This window comes from Geothrix rubra, assembly GCF_030268065.1.
GTDB classification, from domain to species: domain Bacteria; phylum Acidobacteriota; class Holophagae; order Holophagales; family Holophagaceae; genus Geothrix; species Geothrix rubra.
Map to the genome: position 1 here is coordinate 193577 of NZ_BSDD01000005.1, position 22570 is coordinate 216146.

Below are 22570 nucleotides of genomic sequence, written 5' to 3' on the forward strand. Positions count from 1 at the left end.
ACTCCTCTGCCTGATCCCAGGATACCGGCGGCTAGCCGATCGCGTCCTCGGCCTCGGACGCCTGGAGGCGCCGCAGCAGGCGCGGCCCCAGCTCCGCCACGAGCGTGGCCGCCAGGATGAGCAGGCCCCCGGCCAGCTGGACGGGGCCCAGGTGCTCCCGGATGCCGGGGATCCAGCCGCTGATGGCGAGCAGGGCGGTCCAGAGGGGCTCCGTGGAGAAGAGGATGGCGCTCTCCGTGGCGCCCAGGCGGGCCTGCATGGTGCTCTGGACGTAGAAGGCCAGGGTGGTGGCCAGGATCCCCATGAAGGCCAGGGCCACCCAGGTCCCGGGGCGGGCCAGGGCCCGGGCCGCCCCCTCGAAGCCCCAGGGGGCGGGCAGGGCCAGGGTGATGAGGAGCGAGGCCAGGCCGGTCACCGCCACCTGCATGAGCGCCAGGATCCAGCCCGAGGAGCGGCGCGAGAAATGGGCCGTCATGACGATGTGGAACCCGCAGAGCACCGCCGCCAGCAGGGTCTCGGAGTCGCCGCGGTTCCAGCCGCCCCAGGCCGCCCCGGGCTCCCGCACGAGCAGGAGGAGGCCGATCAGGGCCACCGCCGCGCCCAGGCCGTGGGAAGGGCGCAGCCGGTCCCCGGCCAGGAGGGCCACCAGGGGCGTGAAGATCACATAGAGGCCCGTGATGAACCCCGACTTGGAGGTGGTGGTGAAGCGGAGGCCATCCGTCTGCAGCCAGAAGAGGGTGGCCAGCACCAGGCCCAGCCAGAGGCCGTCCCTCACGGCCTGCCGCCGGATGGGGACCCGCAGGAGCGCCACCATGAGGCCCAGCCCCGCGGTGCCGATGGCGAACCGGAGCGTGAGCAGCGCGCCCACGGAGAGGCCGGCCTGGAGGCCGTATTTGGTGGCCGGGAATCCCCCGCCCCAGATGGCGGCCGTGAGCGCCAGGCTGATGACGGCGACGAGATGGGACCTGCGGGATGCCTGCATCCCTTCAGACTAGAGAATTGCCGTCGATCCGCAAGGCTGCGGACGGTTCCCTTGACGGATGGAGCCTATTTGAGGATGGCGCTGATGCGGATCGTCAATTCCGGCTGGTCGGGATCGTCCGTGCTGAGGGCCAGGGTCTCGCTGTACCGACCGGCCTTCATGGACGCGGGCACCACGATGGTCAGCTCCTGCTGGGGCGCGGCCTTCTGCAGCAGCCCCTCCACCCGCACCTGGGACAGGGAGCAGGACATGCCGGTGACGCGGAAGGCACGGCCCTCGGCCTGCTTGAGCACCAGCTTGTCCCGCAGGTCGGTCCCGGCATTGCCCTCGAAGACCAGGCCCGCGGGACTGGCCACCACCGAGGGCTTCAGCTCCCACTGCACGTCCAGGGGCAGCTGGGGGACGTGGGCGCTGGTGAACCGGACCGTGACCGTCTCCACCCCGCGGAACTGGCCCTTGGGCACGCTCCGGCCGGTGAAGGCCACGTCCAGGAGGGCGTCCTTGCCGTCCTGGCGCCAGGTGAAGGCCAGGAAGGGAGCTCCGGGGGCGCGGGCTTCGGTGATCTTCACGGGATCGCCGTTGCCGGAGGCGTAGCGCACCGTGGCATGGGCCGAGGCGGTCCGAGCGGTGTTGAAGTAGACGGCGTCCTGGGAGGGCATCACCTCCTGCACCACCTCGGTCTCGAAGGTCAGGGTGACGGCCGGGGTCTTGGGATCGTTGCACAGCACTTCGATGGACTTGCGCACCTGGCCGCGGTAGCCCCGTGGATCGAAGGTGGCCTCCAGCTCCGTGCTCTCGCCCGGGTTGATGGACCACTTGCCCAGGACGGTCGCGGTGCACCCGCAGGAGGGGCGCACCTGGGAGATGCTCAGCACGGCGTTGCCGGTGTTCGTCACCCGATACTTCGCCGAGACCTTCCGGTCGGGCGTGATGCGGCCGAAGTCGTGGTTGAAGCTGTCGAAGTGGATGGCGGGGGCCTGGGCCATGAGGGTGACGGCGGCGCAGGCGAACAGGAGACGGCGGATCATGCGGGCACCTCGGGGTGGGAAGACAGCATGCTACGCGGAGATCAGCTCCATCAAGGCCTTCCAGGTCTCGTCGGGGCCGATGCGGGTGAGGCAGGGGTGCCCCTCCACGGCGCAGACGGGCAGGAAGCAGGGCGCGCAGGGGACGTCGTTCCGGCGGAGCCCGCGGCTCCTGGGGCCCCAGGGCGTGGAACCCCGGGGGTCCGTGGCGCCGTAGATGGCGAGGGTGGGGGCCCCGCAGGCCGCGGCCAGGTGGCTCAGGCCCGAATCGTTGCCGAGGGCCCCCCGCGCGCCCCGCAGCCAGGCGGCGGCCTCCTGGAGGGTGGTGCGCCCGCAGAGGTCGATGCCCTCCGTGCCCGCCACCGCGGCGCAGACGGCCGCCTCGTCGGGGGACCCCAGCACCGCCACGGCGAAGCCCTCCACGCGGGCCCGGAGCAGGATCATCCGGTAGGACTCGGCCGGCCAGGCCTTCGAGGCCCAGGTGGAGCCGGGCATGAGGCAGAGGTAGGGCTGGGCCGGGCGGTCGATGGGGACCCCGGGGTCGAAGTCCGCGAAGGGCATGGGGGGCAGGTCCGGCCACCGCCGCTTCAGCACGGCGTGGTAGCGGAGGAGGAAGGGGCCGTCGGCCTTCCAGAAGGGGCCGCTGTGGGTGTTGAAGGGGCCCGCCAGGCTCTCGTCCACGCCGATGCGCTCAGGCACCCGGGCCAGCCAGGCGGCGAGGGCCGGGCGCAGGGACTTCGGGAAGTGGATGCTCCGGGCGGCCCGGTGCTTCCGGAGCAGGCGGGCCATGGCCCAGGGGCCGGGCTTGCCCTCATCCGGGACGGTCGCGTCGCAGAGGCCGGTGCCCTCCACCAGGCCCACCGCCGCCTTCGGGCCCCACACGACGATGGGGCCTTCCCCGATTTCCCGGAGCAACCGCAGCACGGGCAGCTGCATGGCGGCGTCTCCGACGAACCGCGGGAAGCGCACCCAGGTGGCGTGGTCGGGGATCATCGAAGGCGATCCAGGTGGGTAAGGAGGGAATTGGGATCGAGGCGGTCCATGCCGTCTTCGAGGTCGGCCTCCGGGCCAGGGTACTGGATCACCTGGACCCGTGCACCCATTGGAGCCCAGCGATCGGGAGAATGATTCGGACGGAGGCCCATGAGGACCAGCAGGGGCACACCCAGAGCTGCGGCGATGTGGGCGGGGCCTGTCGATGGGCTAATGACTGCATCGCAGGCGGCGATGCGCGCCATGAGCCCCCTCAATCCGGTGGCTGGGAGTTCACTGGCCTCGGCGGGGGCTAGCGAAATGGGGAGCCACCCCGCTTGGCGAAAAGTGGAGTCGGCCCGATCCCACCATCGGTCGGAGGGATTCGCGCCCGCGCCGCTGCCCCTGTGCACGATGCCGATCCTGGGACGCGGATATCTCCCCAGTTCTGCAAGGCCTCGCGAACGTTCTTCGTCTGTCAGGAACAGCCTCGGAGGAGAGGGCCATCCTCCGTCCCATCCGAATGGCGCCAGGAAATCGAGCACATTTTCGGATTCATGCCTCCCGGTCCCGTATCGTCCTTTCCAGATGAGGTGGGTAGCGGAGAGGATCTGATTCAGGCCGCGGGCCCTTGAAACTCGGATAGGCACTCCGGCCCGCTTCGCGGCGACGGTCACGATCTGATCCCTGTGGAAAAGGTTCAAGACGGCCTCTGGCCGAATTTCCTTAAAAAGGCGCTCAAGCTCAGACCCATTCCCCCGGAGGTGGATGGCATGGATTCCGGGATGTGCTTCCAGCACCGGCGCGGTGTTCTCGCGTACCAGGAGATGAATCTCTGCCAAAGGGTTCCTCGACAGAATGCGCTCCACCAGACTCAGGCTGACAACTAGGTCCCCGATGGCATCTGTCCGGCTAATCAGGAAGCGCATAGCGTGCATCCGGGAGCGCTCGCGATTGGTCCGGTGCATAAAAAAACCAGAAACACGCACTCGCTGTCTTTGAAGGACAGCGTGTTGAGACCGGGCACAGATTGCTTCACAGGGCTCCCTTGAATTGTTAAGGATAGAACGATCGTTCCAGGGCATCGCAACTCTTGTGTGCCTTTCCGAGCCTCAATTCCCGAGATGTTGGGACTTCTGTCTCCCCCCAATAGATTTCGCTAGTGAGAAGACGGCCCGCCCCTTGGGGGCCCTGAAACCTTCCAGGCAGGAGCCGCTTCATGGGGCAAGCCCCTCTCAAGAATCAAGTATGGGTTGTGGCCCGTGTGTGGGGCCGCCTTCGACGATGTGCTTACTGGTTTAAAGGTCTAGAATGGGCGAGGTTGAGCCTATTATAGTACAACCTGGATTGGCTGAATACGATTGGTATAAAGTCCCCCTATGAGATCAGCTCGAATACCGTTCGGGGGTGGTTTTGATACCGTTCAGAGGAATTCTATCTTGGAGTAGTTTGATCATGGTTATCGTCTGGTGTGGCAACCCACACACCCCTATTTAGGAGGAATACGTGCTACGAAAAATCTTTCTAACTCTACTGTTTGCCCCTGCGCTTCTGATGGGAATGCCTCCTATCACCGATGGTTCCGGCGGGACAGGTGGAGGAACAGGTGGGACGGGTGGAGGAACGGGCAGTACAACACCAACTCTTCCTGCCTATGATATTACGACCTCGCCAGGATATCCCTGGGGCCCGATCCCAACCCTGCCAGGTGATACTCTTCTGGAAAACCAGTCATTAGGTGTGGGTCAATCTCTGGTTTCTCAGAATGGTGCTTATAGAGTTCTTTTGCAAGGTGATGGCAACTTGGTTGTTTATAATGGAAATTTGACGGTCGCCTACTGGGATTCTGCAACCTCCGGGTATTGGATTGGAAGTAGTGGTCGACTTACAATGCAATCTGATGGTAATCTTGTAATTTATAACTCAAACAATTATCCTTACTGGGATATTGGGCAAAATACTCATTTTCAACCTGCGATGGGGCGATATGGGTACTATCTTAAAATACAAAATGATGGTAATCTCGTTGTTTACACTAGATGGGGCATTGATCCTTCCTACTTTTATCAGTATTACGGTTATAACCTAGCCACATGGGATTGTCATTATAGTCAAGGGAATCGACACTAATTTTTTAATCTGTCTGGCTGACCCATGAAGAGCCCAATCGTGTTTTACATGGGTCAGCCATAAATCTAATTGTTGTTTTATTGCCAGATGTGCGAATAATATCAAGTGTGATTCTATAGATGATGGATCGATTTTCAGAGTTTTGTTTCGTAAGAATAAGGACGTACTGCGCTGTTGCGGGCGGGGTATCTGATCTCTTTCAGGTGCTTGCGAAAACGGGTCTAGGGTAGGATGGGTGATTGACGTAATGCGTCACAGCCCTCTGGCGTTATTTGGGCGCTGCTCGCACAGGTTGCCATGTCCCTCGCCACGACCCAACGGATCCTCCTGGTGGAGGACGAGCCCAGCCTCAGGGAGGTTCTGACCCTCGCCCTGGAGGGGGCGGGTTTCAAGTGCGAGGCGGTCTCGGGCATCGAGGAGGGGCAGCGGGCCCTGGCGGAGACCACCTTCGACGGGGTGCTGTCGGACCTCAAGCTCAAGGACGGCTCCGGCATCGAGCTGCTCACCTGGATGAAGGAGCAGGGCCTGGAGACGCCGGTGGTCATCATGACCGCCTACGCCACCACGGAAACCACGGTGCAGGCCCTGAACCAGGGGGCCGTGGACTTCATCACCAAGCCCTTCAAGCACGAGGACCTCATCGCCACGCTGAAGGGCCTCCTGGCCGCGGAGGCGCCGGAGGGGGCCCCGCCCCAGGACCTGGGCGAGCTGGTGGGCGTGGGGCCCACCATGCGGAAGATCAACGCCCTCATCGGCAAGGTGTCCCGGGCGGACACCACGGTGCTGCTGACGGGGGAGAGCGGCACGGGCAAGGAGGTGGTGGCCCGCCTCATCCACCGCTACTCCGACCGCGCCAAGGGCCCCTTCGTGGCCGTGAACTGCGGCGCCCTGCCCGAGGCCCTGCTGGAGTCGGAGCTCTTCGGGTTCGAGAAGGGGGCCTTCACCGGCGCCAGCGCCATGAAGCGGGGGCTCTTCGAGGAGGCGGGCGGGGGCATCCTGTTCCTGGACGAGATCGGGGAGATGCCCCTGGCCCTGCAGGTGAAGCTGCTGCGGGTGCTCCAGGAGCGCCGGGTGCGGCGCCTGGGGGCCACCGAGGAGCGGCCGGTCGATGTCCGCGTCATCGCCGCCACCAACCGGGACCTGCGGGCCCGGGCGGAGAGCGGGGCCTTCCGCGACGACCTGTTCTACCGCCTGAACATCCTGCAGATCGAGCTGCCCCCGCTGCGGGAGCGGCCCGAGGACCTGCCGGTGCTGGCGGAGCACTTCATCCGCCGGTTCTGCCAGAAGCTGGCCAAGCCCCCCATGCAGCTGCACCCCGAGGCCATGGACCTGCTGCTGGGCTACCGGTTCCCGGGCAACGTGCGGGAGCTGGAGAACCTCATGGAGCGCTGCGTGGCGCTCAACCCCGGCGGCCCCATCACCCGGGAGCTCTTCCCGGAGAACCTGGCCTCCGGCGGGCCCGGCACCGCCCCGGACCGCCCCGTCCCCCTGGCCATCCCCCCGGACGGCTTCGACCTGGAGGCCTGGCTCACGGCCCTCAAGGGGCACTTCCTGCGCCGCGCCCTGGACGAGGTGGGCGGGGTGAAGACCAAGGCCGGAAAGCGCCTGGGCATGAGCTTCCGCGCCTACCGGTACTGGCTGGCAGAACTCGGCGGGGTGGAGGCCCTTCCGACGGCCTTCCCCTGGCCGGAGGACTATCCGGCGCCCTCCGTGGATGAGGGCGGAACCGAGGGGCCGAAGGACGCATGATGCCCATGGATCCTTGCATTTCCGGCCATCCCTGTCACACTGGAACGCTCGCGGGGGATCCTCCCGAGCCCCTTTCACGGACCCGCCCCATGACGACCCCCTCCCGACGCAAGGCCCGCGGCTTCTCGCTGCTCGAGCTGCTGGTGGCCATGATGATCATCGCGGTCATCGCCACCCTGGGCTTCAAGCAGTACCAGAAATACAGCGCCAACGCCCGCTACCTCAAGGCCCAGGACGATCTCAAGATCGTGGCCGACGGCCTGGACCAGTACTACCTGAAGCACGCCCGCTATCCGGATTTCAGCAGCTACGAGGCCATGGTGGACGGCAACTCGCCCCTGGTGAAGGAGAGCCTCATCAAGGTGGGCATGAGCCCCATGGATCCCTTCAGCCAGCCCTACGAGGGCAAGGCCTCCCACGGCAACTACGAGCTGAAGTGCCAGGGCGACCCGGACCATCCGGACGAGTTCAAGCCCTTCACCCGTACGCCCGGCCAGGGCCAGGTCACCGGCGGAAGTGCCCCGGCGGAGGGCGGTGCCCCGCCCCCGGCGGCACCGGGGAGCGGGAAGTGATCGACCTCTACAAGCTGCCCCCGGAGGGGCTCCGCCTGAACGGCGCCGTGGACCGCCTCCCCCTGGAGGGCGACGCCGCCCTGCGGGACCTCGAATGGGCCCTGTTCGCGCTGCCCTCCGGCCAGGACATCTTCCTGGAGGTGAAGGGGCAGGCCATCTGGGAAGGCACCTGCAGCCGCTGCCTGGTGCCGCTGGACCGGCCCCTGGCGGTGTCCAGCCAGTTCCTGGGCAGCAAGGACCCCGACCTGGTGGGACGGGGGGCGCACACCCTGGGCTCCCAGGACCTGGACGTGGTGTTCCTCCCCGAGGACACCCTGGAGGAGGCCGAGGTGGTCCGCGAGCAGTTCGAGCTCCAGGCCCCCATGCATCCCCTCTGTTCCGACGACTGCAAGGGGCTCTGCCCCACCTGCGGCAAGAACTGGAACAAGGGACCCTGCCAGTGCCGCCCCGAGGCGGACCGGGCGCCTTCCGCCCTCAGCCGGGCCCTCTCCAAGGCCCTCGCAGGAATCAAGCTGGACCCCGAATCCTGATGCATTTATCCTGGAACATTCGTGTTTCAAGCTAGGAGCAAGCCATGCCGAATCCCAAGCGCCGCCACTCCCGGGCCCGCCGCGACCGCCGGCGCACCCACGATGCCCTCGAAGTCATGAGCGCCAGCACCTGCCCGAACTGCCAGACCCCCAAGCTGCCTCACCGCGTGTGCCCGAGCTGCGGCTTCTACCGCGGCAAGCTGGCGGTGCGGACCGCCGAGACCGCCTGAGACCTGACAGCGTGGACGGCCACCGCATCGCGCTGGATGCCATGGGGGGCGACCATGCCCCCCACGTGACCCTGCAGGGTGCCCGGGAGGCCCTCGAGGCCTGGCCCGGCCTGTTCCTCTACCTGGTGGGGGACGAGGCGGTGCTGCGCCCGGCCCTGGCGAAGCACGGATTCTCGGCCGCCCTCCTGGCGCGGGCCGAGGTGGTGCATGCCTCCCAGGTCGTCTCGATGGAGGACAAGGCCACCTCCATCCTGAAGGAGAAGAAGGACAGCTCCATCCGCATCGCCGCCCAGCTCGTCCGGGAGGGGAAAGCCCACGGGATGGTGTCCATGGGCCACACCGGCGCGGCCATGGTGGCCTCCAGCCTCGTGATCGGCAAGCTCGAGGGCGTGGACCGGCCGGCCCTGGCGAGCGTCATGCCCAACACCCAGGGCGGGCCCACGGTGCTCCTCGACGTGGGCGCCAACGTGGACTGCCGGGCCGACCACATCGCCCAGTTCGCGGTGATGGGCTCGGTCTATGCCGAGGAGGTGCTCGGCCTCGAGCGGCCCCGCGTGGGCATCCTCAGCGTCGGCGAGGAGGACGGCAAGGGCACGGACGTGACCAAGGACGCCTCCGCCATGCTCCGCGAGCTGGAGATCCGGTTCGAGGGCAATGCCGAGGGCCGCGACATCTGGAACGGCAACTTCGATGTCATCGCCTGCGATGGCTTCGTGGGCAACGTGGTGCTGAAGTCCAGCGAGGCCCTGGCCGAGGGCATCATCGGCGGCCTGAAGGACAGCTTCATGGAGAGCGCCATCACCAAGCTGGCCGGCCTGATGGCGCGCCCGGCCCTGCGGCGGTTCAAGCAGCGGCTCGACTACACCGAATACGGCGGCGCCCCGCTCCTCGGCGTGAAGGGCGTGAGCATCATCGGCCACGGCCGCAGCGACCACAAGGCCGTCCGCAACGCCATCCGCGCCGCCCTGCGGGCCGTGGAGCACCGGCTCCACGAGCGCATCCAGGAGCGCGTCGCCCAGCTGCTGCCGCAGGACTGAGGGCGCGCGCCCGACTTCCCGATTCTTTGAGGTGCCCATGAGCAAGGTGGCATGGCTGTTCCCCGGTCAGGGTTCCCAGGCGGTGGGCATGGGGATGGCCCTGGCCGCCTCCGAGCCGGCGGCGAGGGCGGTGCTCGAGGACGCGGATGCGGCCCTGGGATTCCGGCTCTCCCAGCTGATGGCGGAGGGTCCCGAGGAGGCGCTGAAGCTCACGGAGCACACCCAGCCCGCCATCCTCACCCACAGCACCATGGCCGTGCGGGCCTTCGCCCATCGGCTGCCGCGGCCCGACTTCGCCGCCGGCCATTCCCTGGGCGAGTACAGCGCGCTGGTGGCCCTGGGGGCGCTCAGCTTCCATGAGGCCGTGACCACGGTGCGGGAACGCGGCCGGGCCATGCAGGAGGCCGTGCCCGTGGGCGTGGGCGCCATGGCGGCCCTGCTGGGCATGAGCCTCGCCGACGTGGAGGCCAGCTGCGCCGAGGCCGCCGCGGCCACGGGGAAGATCGTGGTGCCCGCCAACTTCAATGGTCCCGGCCAGATCGTGATCGCCGGCCATGCCGAGGCCGTGGACGCGGCCCTGGAGGCCGCCAAGGCCCGGGGCGGGCGCAAGGCCATGAAGCTGCCCGTGAGCGCGCCCTTCCATTCCCCCCTCATGGAGCCCGCGAAGGCGCGCATGGAGCCCATCCTCCGGGGCCTGGCCTTCAAGGCCCCGCGCTGCCCGCTGGTGAACAACGTGGACGCCGCCGCCGTGAGCGGCCCCGAGGCCCTTCGTGACGGCCTCATCCGCCAGATCCCCGGCGCGGTGCGCTGGGAGGCCACGCTGTCGTTCCTGCTGGACCAGGGTGTCACCACGTTCCTGGAACTGGGCCCCGGCAAGGTGCTGTCCGGCCTCGTGAAGCGGCAGGCCAAGGAGCGGGGGATGGAGGTTGTCGCCGTCAACCTGGGCACTCCGGAGGACCTCGCCCAGCTGGGCTGAGGGTGCCTGCCGGCGGAGACGACCCTCCACCGCGATGCGTCCGAGATGTGACGAAAAGCAAGGCCCGTGCGCCCATTCCTGGATGCTGATACCGGTATCATTTTCGGGAACGGGGGGGAAGGGCGCTGCGCCGGAGGGCGACGCCGCTCCTTTCCGCATCGCGAGGGGCCTATGCGCAAGGATCTCGTCTTCGGAATGGCCGGCTCGGGAGGCGACGGCATCGTCTCCGCCGGCGACTCGCTGCTCCAGGCCGCCTCGGCGGAGGGCTACCACGGCGTGATGACCAAGAGCTTCGGGTCCCAGATCCGCGGCGGCGAGTCCTCCTGCCGCGTGCGCATCAGCACGGATCCGGTCCTGAACCCGGGCGGGAACCTTGATGTGGCCGTGGCCCTGAACTGGGAGGACTTCCTCAAGTTCGGCGCCGAGCTGCCCGTGGCCGGAACGACCGTGGTGATCTACGAGGCCGCCACGGGGGTGCCGGAAAACCAGATCCCGCTGGTGGGCGTGACGCCCCTCCAGGTGATCGCCGTGCCCATCGCCGAGATGGCCAAGAGCACCGCCGGCACCGAGCGCGCCAAGAACACCGTGGTGTTGGGCCTCATCGCCGGGTGGTTCGGCATCGGCGGCGAGGCGGTGATGAAGGGCATCTCCAAGAAGCTGGCCAAGAAGAGCCAGGAACTCGTCGACGCCAACCAGAAGGCCTTCGACGCCGGGGTGGCCTTCGCGAAGACCCATCCCCTCAAGGCCGACATGACCGTCGAGCCCTCCCGGACGAAGGGCGCCGTGAAGCTCCTGACGGATGGCAACGACATGTGCGCCGCCGCGGCGATCTTCGCGGGCTGCCAGTTCTTCGGCGGCTATCCCATCACGCCCTCCACCGAGATCATGCAGTTCTTCACCCACCACGTCTGGAAGTACGGCGGCGCCGTGCTCCAGGCCGAGGATGAGATCGCGGGCATCGGCGCCGCGGTGGGCGCCTCCTTCGCGGGCAAGAAGGCCATGACCGCCACGAGCGGCCCCGGCCTCTCCCTCAAGTCGGAGATGATGGGACTCGCCAGCATCGCCGAGCTGCCCCTGGTGATCGTGGACGTGCAGCGCGGCGGCCCCTCCACGGGCCTCCCCACCAAGACCGAGCAGTCCGATCTCTTCGCGGCGGCCTTCTCCGCCCATGGCGATGTGATCCGACCCGTGCTGGCCCCGACCTCCGTGGCGGACATGTTCCGGACCACCATCGAGGCCTTCAACATCGCCGAGTACTACCAGACGCCGGTGATCGTGCTGTCCGACCAGGAGATCGCCTCGCGCAAGGAGACCCTGGATCCCATCGACACCAGCCAGTTCAAGATCGTCAACCGCCTGCTCCCCACGGGGTCGGATCTGCAGGACTACAAGCGGTTCAAGCAGACGGAAAACCACATCAGCCCCATCAGCCATCCGGGCATGCTCGGCGGCACCTACCTGGCTTCCGGGATCGAGCACGTCGAATCCGGCGCGCCGACGAACAGCGGCTCCGTCCACGCCCGCATGAACGACAAGCGCATCCGGAAGTTCGACCCGTTGAAGGATCGCAGGGACCTCTTCGAGATCACCGGCAATCCCGATGCCCCGCTGGCCCTCATCGCCTGGGGCAGCGTGGCCGGCGTGTGCCGCGAGGCGCTGCAGATGGCCAGAGAGCAGGGCCTCGACGTCAAGCTGATGGTGCCCTACCTGCTCTACCCCGTGGCCGAGCAGACCTACCGCGACTTCTTCGCCTCCGTGCAGAAGGGCCTCGTCGTCGAGCAGTCCCACCTGGCCCAGACCTTCAAGGTGCTGCGTATGCACCTGGACCTTCCGAAGGGCCTCCAGTCCCTGGCCCGCAGCGGCGCGAACCCCTTCCTGCCCGGCGAGATCGTCGCGGCCCTCCACCATCTCCTCTCGGAGCTGCAGCGCAGCCACGAGGGCAAGCTTCAGCCCCAGGAGTGAGGTCCACCATGAGCGCCAACGCCACCTGCGAATTCCAGGCCAAGGACTACAAGAGCGACCTGAAGCCCATCTGGTGCCCCGGATGCGGCGACTACTCCGTGGTGCAGGGCATCTATCGCGCCCTGGCCGCCGTCGGCCGCCCGCCCCACGAGGTCGCCTTCATCTCGGGCATCGGCTGCTCCAGCCGCATTCCCGGCTACACCACCGCCTACGGTTTCAACACCGTCCACGGCCGTGCCCTGCCCATCGCCCAGGGCATCAAGCTTGCGAACCCTGACCTGCTGGTGCTGGCCGCGGGCGGGGACGGGGATGGCTTCTCCATCGGCGGCGGCCACATCGCCCACCTGATCCGCCGCAACATCGACATCACCTACCTCGTGATGGACAACCAGATCTACGGCCTCACCAAGGGCCAGCTCTCGCCCACCTCCCAGAAGGGCCGCACCACCTGCACCTCGCCCTACGGCAGCCTCGAGAATCCCGTCAATCCGCTGCTCTACGTGTTGGCCTACGGCGCCGGGTTCGTCGCGCAGGCCTCGCCCACGGACCTCGCGGGCATGGCCGCCATCATCGAGGAGGCCATCCGCTTCCCCGGCTTCGCCTTCGTGAACATCCAGTCCCCCTGCGTGACCTACGGCGAGGAGGTCCAGCAGATCAAGGGCCTCAAGGCCATCAGCGAGAACCTGGCCAGCCTGGGCCACAACCCGGCGGACCGCCTGGCGGCCATGGACCTGGCCCAGCACTACGGCGAGAAGCTGCACCTCGGCGTCTTCTACCGGAACCCAGAGCCGGCGCCGACCTACGACGCGCTGATCCGCGAGCGGCAGGCCGCCCTCTCCAAGGACGCGCCCCCGAAGGAGCGCATCCTCGATCTCTTCATCAAGAAGTGAGGCAGCCATGACGACGCGCGGCATCGATTTCAAGGCCCTCAGCCTGAAGGACGCGCTGGACCTGGCCGTCCTCGTGGAAGAGGAGGCGAAGGAACGCTACGAGGACTTCGCGGCGCAGATGGACCAGCACCGCACCCCGGACGCGGCCAGGTTCTTCCGCTACATGGCCCTCAACGAGGCCAAGCACGGCGAGGCCCTGGCCGCCCGCCGGGCGGAGTTGTTCGGTTCCGCCCCGAGCGCCGTCACCCGCGCCATGATCTTCGACATCGAGGCGCCGGACTTCGATGCGGCCCGGGCCTTCATGAGCCCGCGCCAGGCGATGAAGGCGGCCCTGGCCTCCGAGGTGAAGGCCCACGCCTTCTTCGTGGAGGCCCTGCCCGCCCTGAAGGATGCAGCCGTGAAGGCCCTCTTCGAGGAACTCCGGGACGAGGAGGTCCAGCACCAGGACCTCGTGCAGGCCGAACTGGCCAAGCTGCCGCCCGACTCGGGCCTATCGGACGAGGATTTCGTGGACGAGCCCACGGCCCAGTAGCCGGCCCGAACCCGCGACCCGAAGGCCACGAAGGGCGACCTTCGTGGCCTTCGCCGTGACGGGGCGTCAGGCCTTCCGGGGCCGCCAGAGCTCGGCCAGCACCACCCCGACCTGGGCGAGCATGGCGGCGGCCAGGCCCGCAAGCGCAGTCCAGGCGGCCCAGCGACCCGCCGGGGCGCCCTGGCGGAGCATCCACTGGGCGAGGTCGAACACCACGGCCGCCGCGGTGGCGGCCATCAGGGCCTTCCTCCCGGACCAGGCCGTCCGTCGGAGGTAGAGCAGGCTGCTGAGCAGCAGGATCGCGGGGAAGCCGAAGAGGTGCAGAGGGCGCGAACGGAGGAGCCCCATGAGTCCCTGCGGCGTCTCCTCCAAGGCGATGGGCCGCAGGTCCTCGTACGAGGCCAGGCGCGGGAATTGGCCTCCCGCGTCGTGGCAGCGGGAGCAGTTGTTGGTCACGATCGATTCCACCGGCGGCCAGCCCTCTCGCGTGGCGCCGCCCTTCACCCAGGTGCGGAAGACCTCGACCTGGGCGGGATTGGTGTTCACCGCCATGACGCCGTCCAGCACGGAGAGCAGGCGGGAGTGCTGGGGCGGACCGGCCTGGGCGGCGGCGGGCCCTGGGGCCAGTTCCCTCGTGGCCACGAAGGTGGCGCCGAGGGCCATGGCGGAAGCCAGGGCCAGCACCACCAGGGACGCGAAGGCCCGTTCGGAAGCCGGTTGGTCTCGGAGACTCACAGGGCACCTCAGGCCGATGGTACCCGTAGAATGGACCCATGAGCGAATTCGACCTGAAGGCCCGGGACTGGGATGCGGACGCCGACAAGGTGGCGCGGGCGGAGCGGGTGGCCGCGGCCATCCGGGCCCAGGTGGGCGACCTGTCCGGGCGGAGCGCCCTGGAGGTGGGCTGCGGAACCGGCCTTCTGGGCTTTGCCCTGCGGCCCCACGTGGCCCGCATGACTCTGGCGGACACCTCCGCCGGGATGCTCGAGGTATTGCGGGAGAAGATCGCCGCGTCCGGCCTCCCGGGCATGGAGGCCCTCCAGCACGATTTCACCCAGGGGCCGCTGCCGGCGGACCGCTACGGCCTCCTCTGCAACCTGATGACCCTCCACCACATCCCGGACACTGAGGATGCCTTCCGGCGCTTCCACGGGCTGCTGGAGCCGGGCGGGCTGCTCTGCATCGCCGACCTCGACACCGAGGACGGGTCCTTCCACGGCGCCGGGGTGGAGGTCCACCACGGGTTCGACCGGGAGGGCCTGCGCGCGGGACTGGAGCGGGCCGGCTTCCGGGACATCCGGTTCGACACGCCCTACGTCATCGACCGCGGCGGGAAGCGGTACCCGGTGTTCCTGGTGGTGGCCGTGCGGCCTTGAGCCGCCGGCGTCAGTCGATCATCACCGGCCCCGTGGCCCGGGACTTCCGGATCAGCAGGAGCAGGGGCAGGAGCAGGAAGCAGATCACGCCCATGAAGAGGAAGGTGTCGGCGAAGGCCATCATGGTGGACTGCCGGATCACCAGGCCGTAGGCCGACCCCTGCGCCATGCGGGTCGCATCCGCGGGCGAGAGACCGCCCCGCAGCACCCCCAGCTGGGCGGCCCGGTCCATGAAGCCCTGGTAGGCCGGGTTGCCGGGCGCGAGGTTGCCGATGAGGTTGGCCTGGTGGAACTGGGCCCGCCGGGCCAGCATCGTGGTGGCGATGGCGATGCCGGAACTGCCGCCGATGTTGCGCAGCAGGTTCATCAGCCCCGTGGCGTAGCTGGTCTTCTCGTGGGGGATGTGCTGGAAGGCCATCACGTTGATGGGCACGAAGAGGAAGGCGAAGCCCATGCTCTGGACGATCCGGGATTCCATGGCCGTGCGGAAGTCCACCTGGAGGTTGAAGCCCGACATCTGGATGAGGCCCAGGCCGCAGAAGACGAAGCCGATGCCGATGAGCCAGCGGGTGTCGACCCGCTTCAGCAGGACCGCGACCACGGGCATCATCGCCATCACGGCCATGCCTCCGGGGCTGAGCACCCAGCCGCTCAGCACCGCCGTGTAGCCCAGGAGGGTCTGCAGGAAGATCGGGAGGAGCGCCAGGCTGCCGTAGAGCACGAAGCCCAGGACGAACAGCATCAGCGCCGCCACGGCGAAGGTGCGGTCCTTGAGCAGGCGCAGGTCCACGATCGGGCGCTTCTTTTTCAGCTCGTAGAGCACGGCGAAGACGAGGGCGGCCACGGCGAGGATGGCGAAGAAGACGATGAAGCCCGAGGTGAACCAGTCCTTCCGCTGGCCCTCGTCCAGCACGATCTCGAGGGAGGCCAGCCCCAGGGTGATGATGCCGATGCCGAAGTAGTCGAACTTGTTGTCCTTGAGCGAGATGCGGTGGAAGGTCGGCGGATCGAACACCAGGGAGGTGGTGAGGGCGATGGAGAGGAACCCGACGGGGATGTTGATGAGGAAGATCCAGTGCCAGCTGAAGTTGTCGGTGATCCACCCCCCGAGCACGGGGCCGATGATGGGGGCCAGCACCACGCCCATGCCGTAGAAGGCCATGGCCGCGCCGCGCTTCTCGTGGGGGAAGGTCTCCACCAGGATCGCCTGGGAGATGGGCTGGAGCCCGCCGCCGCCGAGCCCCTGGAGGATGCGGAAGAAGATGAGCCAGCCCAGGGAGGGGGCGATGCCGCAGAGCAGCGAGGCCGCGGTGAAGAGGCTCACGCAGAGGATGTAGAAGCGCTTCCGTCCCATGAGGCTGGAGAAGTAGCCGCCCAGGGGCAGCACCACCGCATTGGCCACCAGGTACGAGGTGAGCACCCAGGTGGTCTCCTCCACGGTCGCGGAGAGATTCCCCGCGATGTGGGGAAGGGCCACGTTCGCCACGCTGGTGTCGAGCACCTCCATGAACGTGGCGATCATCACCGTGATGGCGATGATCCACGGATTGATGCGGCGGGGGGCGTGATCGCTCAAGTACGGTTCCTCGTGGTCACTTGGTGATCACGGTGACATCGACGTTCATGCCGGGCCGGAGGGTGACCTTGGCGGCCTCGGCGTCGTCGATGCGGATCTTCACGGGGATGCGCTGGACCACCTTCACGAAGTTGCCCACGGCGTTCTCGGGCGGCAGGAGGCTCATGCGGGAGCCGGTGGAGCCGGCGATGGAGTCCACGCGGCCCTTGAGCACCACGTCGTTCATGTCCACCTTGATCTCCGCCTCCTGGCCGGGACGCACATTCGCGAGCTGGGTCTCCTTGAAGTTGGCGGTGACCCAGGTCTGGTGCAGGGGGATCAGGGTGAGCAGGCCCTGGCCGGGCTGGATGGTCTGGCCGGTCTCCACGTACTTCCGGGTCACCACGCCCTCGACGGGGGCGATCACCTGCGTGTAGCCGAGCTGCAGGCGGAAGGCCTCCAGGGCGGCCTGGGCCTGGGCCACCTGGGCCTGGGCGGAGGCCAGCCGGGCCTCGCCGGCGACGACGGCCACCTTCCGGCTTTCGGCCTCGTGCTGCAGGGAGGCCAGCCGCTCCCGGGCGGCCTTGTAGTCGCTGTCGGCCACCTCGGCCTGGGTGCGGAAGCTGTCGAACTGCAGGGCGGAGATCTCCTCCCGTGCGGCCAGGGGCTTCATGCGCTGGAAGTCGGACTGGGCCTTGTCGAAGCCCGCCTTCTTGGCTTCGGCGTTGGCCTTGGCCCCCTCCAGGTCGGAGCTGCGGGCCTGCTGGTAGGCCACGCGGGCCCGCTCCAGGTCGGCCTTCGCGCCCTCCACCTGGGCCTCGGCCTGGAGGAGCGCGGCCTTGGCCTGGTCCACCTTGGCCTGGATGTCGCGCGGATCGATGGCCACCAGGAGATCGCCCGCCTTCACGGCCTGGTTGTCCTCCACCGCCACCCGCTCCACGCTGCCGTAGACACGGGCCGAGACGGGCACGAGATGGCCGTCGACCTGCGCGTCGTCCGTGCTGACGCGGTTGCGCGAGTAGAACCACAGGCCGAGCCCGAGGAGGAGGGCGATGGGGGTCCCGATCATCAGGGCCCGCATGGCCCTGGTCCCGCCGGGTCCGGTCTCCGAGGCCGGGGCGTCCTGGGGCGAGGCAGCGTCTTGGTTCATGTCAGTCTCCATGTCGTCGTCGGAATCGCGGAAGGGTGGGGTTTCCCGGGCCTCAGGGCCGGTCGGCCGCGGCCAGGTAGAGCTTCTCGATCTGACCCATGGCCCGGGCCAGGTCCGCGCGGGCCTGGTTGAGCCGGTAGAGGGCGCTGATCTGGTTGTCGTTGGCGCGGGCCAGCTCGTCCTGGGCGTTGATCACTTCGATGTTGTTGCTGACGCCGGCCTCGAAGCGGTGGCGGGCCTGCGTGAGGGCCTCCTGGGAGAGGCTGACGGCGAGATCGGCCACTTCCACCTCGTGCCGGGCGGCATCCTGCTCGGCCTGGGCCACCTGGACCTCCAGGCCCACCTGGGACCGCACGTCGCGGCGGGCCTCCTGGACCCGGGCCTGCTCGGACTTTGCCTTGGCGACCTGGGCCGAGACGAGGCCGCCCGTGAAGAGGGGCACCTTCACGCCCACGGCCACCTGGTAGGTGGTGGCCCGGGGCTCGGACTGCAGGGCCGTGGAGGCGTAGCTGCCCGAGGCGACGATGGAGGGCAGGCGGAGGCCCTGGGCCGCCTGGCGCAGGCTCTCCGCGGCCTTCTCCCGGGCGTCCAGGGCGGCGAGTTCGGGGCGCTGGCTCAGGCCCGCCTGGTAGGCAGCCTGGAAGTCCAGCTCGGGCAGGGCGGGGGCGGCCAGGGTGTCCTGCAGCTCGATGGGGGTGCCGGGCTTCAGGTCCAGCAGCTTCCCGAGGCCCGCCAGGGCCGTGAGGCGCTGGGTCTGGGCCTGGATGAGGCGCTGGCGCTCCGTCTGCAGCTGCACCTTGGCGCGCAGGGTGTCCAGCTTGGTGCCGACGCCCTGCTTCTGCTGGTTCTCCGCCAGGGTGGCGAGGGCCCCGGCCAGGTCCACGCGGGACTGGGAGGCATCCACGGAGGCGGCGGCCCGGAGGGCCCGCAGGTACTGCCCCACCACCAGGGCGGCGATCTCCTCGCGGACGGCGCGGCCCTGGGCCCGGACGGAGTCCTCGGCGTAGCTGGCGGCCTTCCACCGCTTCCAGAGGCTCAGGTCGAAGATCGGGGCACGGGCCTCCAGGCCCACCTGGCTCCAGTTGAAGGGGCCCACCACCTGGGGACCGTTGGGCTGGGCCATGCCCATCAGGGCGTCCAGGTTGTACTTGTTGCGCTGCCCGTAGGCCTCGGCGGCCACCGTGGGCAGGAGGGCCGCGGCGGCGGCGCGCCGGTCCTCCTGGCTCTCCGCCACGGCCAGCAGGGACTGCTGGACGCGGGGATTCTGGGCCAGGGCCGTCCGGAGGGCCTGGGCCAGGGTGAGCTGGACGGCGGGTACCGGGCTCGATGCCGGCGCGGAGTTCGCGGCGGGCGGCAGGGCCGTCGCCTGGGCGAAGGCGGTGGCGGAACCCGCCAGGGCGAGAAGGAGCGCCGGGGCCCGGCCGGGGACGCGGGGGAACCCGAAGGCCCGGGTGCTGGGGCAGGACATGGAAGCCTCCGTCTCGTTTCGAAGCATCGTGGTGCGGTTCATGCGGAGGCCTCGCCGTTGGCCCTGATGCGGTTCAGGAAGCCCTTGAGCTGGTCCAGTTCGGACTGGCTGAAGCCCTTGAGGTGCGCGTTCAGCACCTTGATGGCCACCGGCGGCAGCTGGGGGAGCAGGTCCCGGCCCGCGTCGGTGAGTTCCAGCATCGTGACCCGGCGGTCCTTGCTGCTCCGGACGCGGAGGATCAGGCCCTTCTCCTCCAGGCGGTCGAGCATGCGCGTCATGGAACCCGTGTCGTAGCGGCTGTAGCGGCAGAGTTCGGCGGCCGTGGACGCGCAGCCCCGGGAGATGCGCATGAGGATGGCCCACTGGGCCCCGGTGATGCCGGTGCCCCGGTGGAGCAGCTCATCGTCGAGGGCCGCCAGGATCTGCCTGGAGGTCTCCGCGATGAGGCGGCCGATGCTGTCCTCCGGGTTGTAGTTCTCGGGGGTGTACAGCGGTTCGGGAATGCCAGTCGCCTCGTTCATGTCCCGGATTCCATGTGGATGCCTAAGCAATTACTGCCGAAGCAGTAATGTATAGAATCCCTCCTTCACCTGTCAACCCTGCCGGGAAGAAGGGTGGATGTATGGCGGATATTTCCAGGTGGACGACGGTGGAACAATGAAGGGATGCCTGCAGGAGGCTGCCGTGGTTCGCCCATCTCTCCTCCGACCGATCCTCCTTTCCGCCTTGGTGGCCGTTCCGTCCCCGGCCGTCTTGGCCCCGCCGGCGGATCCACCCGGGACCGCCCTGGCGCTGCCCGCCCCCGCGGCCGGCCCCGCGACGCTGGACGGCGCCCTGAAGGCCCGACGCACCCTCCGCGAGCTCGCGGGTCCGGCCCTCTCCCGGGGCGAGGCCGCCCAGCTCCTCTGGAGCGCCCAGGGGGAGAACCGCCCGGGGCGGCGCACGGTGCCCAGCGCCCATGCCCGCTATCCGCTGCGGGTGTACCTCGTCACAGAAGGGAGCCCCACCCTCGCGGCGGGAACCTACCGCTACCGTCCGGCGGGGCACACCCTCCAGGCCACCGGGGCCGGGGGCGTCACCTCCCTCCTGGGTGCCATCAAGGGCATGCAGCCCTGGATCGCCAAGGCGCCCTCGGTGTTCGTGATCACCGGGAGACCGCTGCCGATCACCTCGCGGGATCCGGCCACGGCGATGGACTACACCTTCTGGGAATGCGGCGCCGCCTCCCAGGCCCTGCTGCTCCAGGCCGCGGCGCTGGATCTGGGCGCCGGCACCGCCTCCGGCGTGGATCTGGCGGCCGTGGGAAGGGCCCTGGGCCTGCCGGAGGGGGAGAAGGCCCTCGTCCTGCTGCCGGTGGGGCGGAATCAGCCAGGCCGGTGACGGCCGCCGAACCTCCGGGACCCTCGGCCCACTCGAAGGGTGGGTGGCCCGATTCGTCTAGTCTTGAGGTGGGCCGCGCGACCCCGGAGGCTGCATGAAACCTGTCTGGCTGTGTCTTCCCGCCCTGGCGCTTCCGGCGGGTGCCCAGCCGGCACCCGCGCCGGCGGATCGGCCGATCACCTTCCCGGGCTTCAACGGATTCCTGCTCCACGCCAGCGTCCGGGCCGGCGGGGCGCATCCCTACTTCGCGGTGATGGTGGCGGGTTCGGGGCCCACGGACCGGGACTGGTCGAACCCGATGATCCCCGTGGCCAGCCATGCCGGCCGGGACTTCGCGGGGTGGCTGCAGGCCCAGGGCATCGGGAGCCTGCGCTACGACAAGCGCTTCATCGGATCGCGGGACCCGAAGCTGGACATCTCCCTGGATGCCCAGATGGGGGACCTCAAGGCCGCCCTGGCCGCCGCCCGCGCCCTGCCCGAGGCCAGGGGGAAGAAGCTCCTGCTCGTGGGCCACGGCGAGGGTGCGCTCCTCTCCCTCCTGGCGGCGGGTGGCGCGGATGCCACGCTCCTGCTGGCCCTGCCGGGCCGGGACATGGCCACGACCATCAAGGAGCAGCTGCGCCCGCAGCTCCCGCCGGAGAAGGCCGCGGCCAACCTGGCCTACCTGGACCAGGTGTTCCAGGCCATCCGCCGGAACCAGCCCACGCCCGAGCCCGGCACCGACGTGTATCCCGCCATGGGCCGACTCGCCAAGGGCCTCATGGCACCCGAGACCCTCGACTTCGTGCGCGACACCCTCGACCTCGATCCCTGGACCCTGGCGGCCCGGCTCACCGGTCCCGCGGCCATCGTGTGGGGTGACCGCGACGTCCAGACCTGGCGCCCGGCCACGGTGCCCGCCAGCTACCACGGCGCCGTGATCGACCTGCCGGAGGCGAACCTCCTGCTCAGGCGGGAGACCCGGCCCCGCGCGGAGCTGTCGCCCGCCAGCGCCATGACCGCCTACGGCGACAGCACGCCCCTGGCCGATCTGGCCCCCCTGGCCGCCTGGCTGAAGGGCCTGAAATAGCGGGGAGGGGTTAGACTGCTCCAGCCAACCCACAGGAGCCCCCATGCGCCTCGTCCCCGCCTTGCTGTGCCTCGGCCTCGCATTCCCCGGCCTGCGCGCCGAAACCTGGGAAGGCGCGCTGGCCAAGCTCCAGGCCGCGGTCGATGCGAAGGAGGGGCGGGGCATGGTCATCGAGGTGGTGCGCGTGGACGCCCGGCAGGTCCGCCTCCGCGTGGAGGCGCGGGGCACCACCTTCCACGCGGCGACGGTGCGGCCCCGCCTCGGGGACCAGTCGGGCCTCCCGGTCCTATCGATGGAAGGCCGGGAGATGACGGCCTGGCAGGGCGTCACCTTCCTTGAGCCGAATACGGAGGCCCTCGAGGTGGGGCTCGCCGGCCCGGACCTGGCTCCCCGCCTGGTGCTGAAGGTGCCCGCCCCGGGCCAGCGCCCCGAGGTGGCGAGGGTGGTGACGGGCGGGCTGGTCGCGAAGTAGCCGGCCTTAACATCCTTTAACCGCCGCTTCCAAGGGCCCTGGCTAGACTCCCCGCAGGAGCCGCCGATGCCCGAATCGCTGGAGCTGAAGCTGGAGGTGTCCCGGGGCCAGCGGCTGGTGGCCCTGGTCAGCCTGTGGGCCTTCCTGGGCCTCGCCTTCGCCGCCGCCTGGGAGGACTGGCACCGGGGCCGTTGGGGAGGGGATTCGGCCCTCATGATGGCTCTCCGGTTGCTGCAGGCCGTCGTGATCTGGCAGGGGGCCCTCCGGCTCGACGCCAAGGTGCTGGTCGTGCAGGGCGGCATCCTCACGGTGACGACGCAATTCCGCAAGCCCTTCGGGCTCGGGCGCCTGGACGTGCCCATCCGCGAGGCGGCCCTGGAGTGGATCGGCCCCACGCTGGTGATCCAGACCGGCCGGCACGGCGGTCAGCTGCGGCTGGGCCGTGCGCCCGCAGCGCGGTCCGTGGCCGACTGGCTCGTGGCCCGGGGCGCGCCGCCGCCGGTGGGCGGCTAG

24 protein-coding genes are annotated in these 22570 nt (G+C 68.8%); 15 read left to right on the plus strand and 9 right to left on the minus strand.

The genetic code is table 11. From position 1 onward, the window contains the following. Window positions 1–31: 31 nt before the first annotated feature. The 4 genes from QSJ33_RS13240 to QSJ33_RS15605 all read right to left on the minus strand — a co-directional run bounded on the left by QSJ33_RS13240 (window position 32) and on the right by QSJ33_RS15605 (window position 4064). Complete coding sequence (locus tag QSJ33_RS13240) at window positions 32–982, minus strand: DMT family transporter (RefSeq protein WP_285726942.1); 951 nt, start codon at window positions 980–982, stop codon at window positions 32–34. Between the two features lie 65 nt (window positions 983–1047). Then, complete coding sequence (locus QSJ33_RS13245) at window positions 1048–2010, minus strand: DUF1573 domain-containing protein (RefSeq protein ID WP_285726944.1); 963 nt, start codon at window positions 2008–2010, stop codon at window positions 1048–1050. A gap of 30 nt (window positions 2011–2040) precedes the next feature. Further along, window positions 2041–3000 (minus strand): glycosyltransferase family 9 protein, encoded by a 960-nt coding sequence (locus QSJ33_RS13250; protein WP_285726946.1) that lies wholly within the window; start codon window positions 2998–3000, stop codon window positions 2041–2043. Next, a complete protein-coding gene (locus QSJ33_RS15605; RefSeq protein ID WP_420801402.1) occupies window positions 2997–4064 on the minus strand; it encodes a glycosyltransferase family 9 protein in 1068 nt (355 codons plus the stop codon). The genes QSJ33_RS13250 and QSJ33_RS15605 overlap by 4 nt, the downstream gene beginning before the upstream one ends. Before the next feature lie 421 nt (window positions 4065–4485). Here QSJ33_RS15605 and QSJ33_RS13255 point away from each other — a divergent pair, with 421 nt between their 5' ends. The 10 genes from QSJ33_RS13255 to QSJ33_RS13300 all read left to right on the plus strand — a co-directional run bounded on the left by QSJ33_RS13255 (window position 4486) and on the right by QSJ33_RS13300 (window position 13587). Further along, complete coding sequence (locus QSJ33_RS13255; protein WP_285726949.1) at window positions 4486–5109, plus strand: hypothetical protein; 624 nt, start codon at window positions 4486–4488, stop codon at window positions 5107–5109. A gap of 297 nt (window positions 5110–5406) precedes the next feature. Next, complete coding sequence (locus QSJ33_RS13260) at window positions 5407–6858, plus strand: sigma-54-dependent transcriptional regulator (RefSeq protein WP_285726951.1); 1452 nt, start codon at window positions 5407–5409, stop codon at window positions 6856–6858. 89 nt (window positions 6859–6947) lie between these two features. Then, complete coding sequence (locus QSJ33_RS13265) at window positions 6948–7430, plus strand: prepilin-type N-terminal cleavage/methylation domain-containing protein (protein ID WP_285726953.1); 483 nt, start codon at window positions 6948–6950, stop codon at window positions 7428–7430. Next, window positions 7427–7960 carry a YceD family protein gene (locus QSJ33_RS13270; protein WP_285726955.1) on the plus strand — a complete coding sequence of 178 codons (534 nt, stop codon included), beginning with the start codon at window positions 7427–7429 and terminating at the stop codon, window positions 7958–7960. Before QSJ33_RS13265 ends, QSJ33_RS13270 begins: the two co-directional genes overlap by 4 nt. Before the next feature lie 44 nt (window positions 7961–8004). After that, on the plus strand, window positions 8005–8190 hold the full coding sequence (gene rpmF / locus QSJ33_RS13275; RefSeq protein ID WP_285726957.1) for a 50S ribosomal protein L32: 186 nt from the start codon (window positions 8005–8007) through the stop codon (window positions 8188–8190). Window positions 8191–8201: 11 nt separating this feature from the next. Next, entirely contained in the window at window positions 8202–9227 is a 1026-nt protein-coding gene (plsX, locus tag QSJ33_RS13280; RefSeq protein WP_285726959.1) for a phosphate acyltransferase PlsX, read from the plus strand. 37 nt (window positions 9228–9264) lie between these two features. After that, window positions 9265–10203 carry an ACP S-malonyltransferase gene (gene fabD, locus QSJ33_RS13285; protein WP_285726961.1) on the plus strand — a complete coding sequence of 313 codons (939 nt, stop codon included), beginning with the start codon at window positions 9265–9267 and terminating at the stop codon, window positions 10201–10203. Window positions 10204–10374: 171 nt separating this feature from the next. Continuing rightward, window positions 10375–12165, plus strand: a complete 1791-nt coding sequence (locus QSJ33_RS13290) for a 2-oxoacid:acceptor oxidoreductase subunit alpha (RefSeq protein WP_285726963.1) — start codon at window positions 10375–10377, stop codon at window positions 12163–12165. A gap of 8 nt (window positions 12166–12173) precedes the next feature. Next, the gene (locus QSJ33_RS13295) at window positions 12174–13055 is read left to right on the plus strand and encodes a 2-oxoacid:ferredoxin oxidoreductase subunit beta (RefSeq protein WP_285726965.1); all 882 of its coding nucleotides are present in this window, start codon (window positions 12174–12176) and stop codon (window positions 13053–13055) included. 7 nt (window positions 13056–13062) lie between these two features. Continuing rightward, on the plus strand, window positions 13063–13587 hold the full coding sequence (locus tag QSJ33_RS13300) for a ferritin-like domain-containing protein (RefSeq protein WP_285726967.1): 525 nt from the start codon (window positions 13063–13065) through the stop codon (window positions 13585–13587). 66 nt (window positions 13588–13653) lie between these two features. Here the strand turns inward: QSJ33_RS13300 and QSJ33_RS13305 are convergent, their stop codons facing one another. After that, window positions 13654–14322, minus strand: coding sequence for a hypothetical protein (locus QSJ33_RS13305; protein ID WP_285726970.1), 669 nt, complete (start codon window positions 14320–14322; stop codon window positions 13654–13656). A 38-nt stretch (window positions 14323–14360) separates the two neighbouring features. On the opposite strand from QSJ33_RS13305, the gene QSJ33_RS13310 reads away from it, so the two are divergent. Beyond that, window positions 14361–14963, plus strand: coding sequence for a class I SAM-dependent DNA methyltransferase (locus QSJ33_RS13310; protein ID WP_285726971.1), 603 nt, complete (start codon window positions 14361–14363; stop codon window positions 14961–14963). A gap of 10 nt (window positions 14964–14973) precedes the next feature. Here the strand turns inward: QSJ33_RS13310 and QSJ33_RS13315 are convergent, their stop codons facing one another. From QSJ33_RS13315 to QSJ33_RS13330, 4 genes are read right to left on the minus strand one after another with little or no spacing between them, the layout of a single operon-like run. After that, window positions 14974–16539 carry a DHA2 family efflux MFS transporter permease subunit gene (locus tag QSJ33_RS13315; protein WP_285726972.1) on the minus strand — a complete coding sequence of 522 codons (1566 nt, stop codon included), beginning with the start codon at window positions 16537–16539 and terminating at the stop codon, window positions 14974–14976. A gap of 16 nt (window positions 16540–16555) precedes the next feature. Beyond that, window positions 16556–17668 carry an HlyD family secretion protein gene (locus QSJ33_RS13320; protein WP_285726973.1) on the minus strand — a complete coding sequence of 371 codons (1113 nt, stop codon included), beginning with the start codon at window positions 17666–17668 and terminating at the stop codon, window positions 16556–16558. A 52-nt stretch (window positions 17669–17720) separates the two neighbouring features. Beyond that, entirely contained in the window at window positions 17721–19136 is a 1416-nt protein-coding gene (locus QSJ33_RS13325) for a TolC family protein (protein WP_285726974.1), read from the minus strand. A 38-nt stretch (window positions 19137–19174) separates the two neighbouring features. Further along, entirely contained in the window at window positions 19175–19657 is a 483-nt protein-coding gene (locus QSJ33_RS13330; RefSeq protein ID WP_285726975.1) for a MarR family winged helix-turn-helix transcriptional regulator, read from the minus strand. Window positions 19658–19820: 163 nt separating this feature from the next. Here QSJ33_RS13330 and QSJ33_RS13335 point away from each other — a divergent pair, with 163 nt between their 5' ends. From QSJ33_RS13335 to QSJ33_RS13350, 4 genes are all read left to right on the plus strand, one after another. Next, a complete protein-coding gene (locus QSJ33_RS13335; protein WP_285726976.1) occupies window positions 19821–20516 on the plus strand; it encodes a nitroreductase family protein in 696 nt (231 codons plus the stop codon). A gap of 94 nt (window positions 20517–20610) precedes the next feature. Beyond that, window positions 20611–21585, plus strand: coding sequence for a hypothetical protein (locus QSJ33_RS13340; RefSeq protein WP_285726977.1), 975 nt, complete (start codon window positions 20611–20613; stop codon window positions 21583–21585). Window positions 21586–21628: 43 nt separating this feature from the next. After that, window positions 21629–22057 (plus strand): hypothetical protein, encoded by a 429-nt coding sequence (locus QSJ33_RS13345; protein WP_285726978.1) that lies wholly within the window; start codon window positions 21629–21631, stop codon window positions 22055–22057. Window positions 22058–22123: 66 nt separating this feature from the next. Further along, on the plus strand, window positions 22124–22570 hold the full coding sequence (locus tag QSJ33_RS13350; protein ID WP_285726979.1) for a hypothetical protein: 447 nt from the start codon (window positions 22124–22126) through the stop codon (window positions 22568–22570).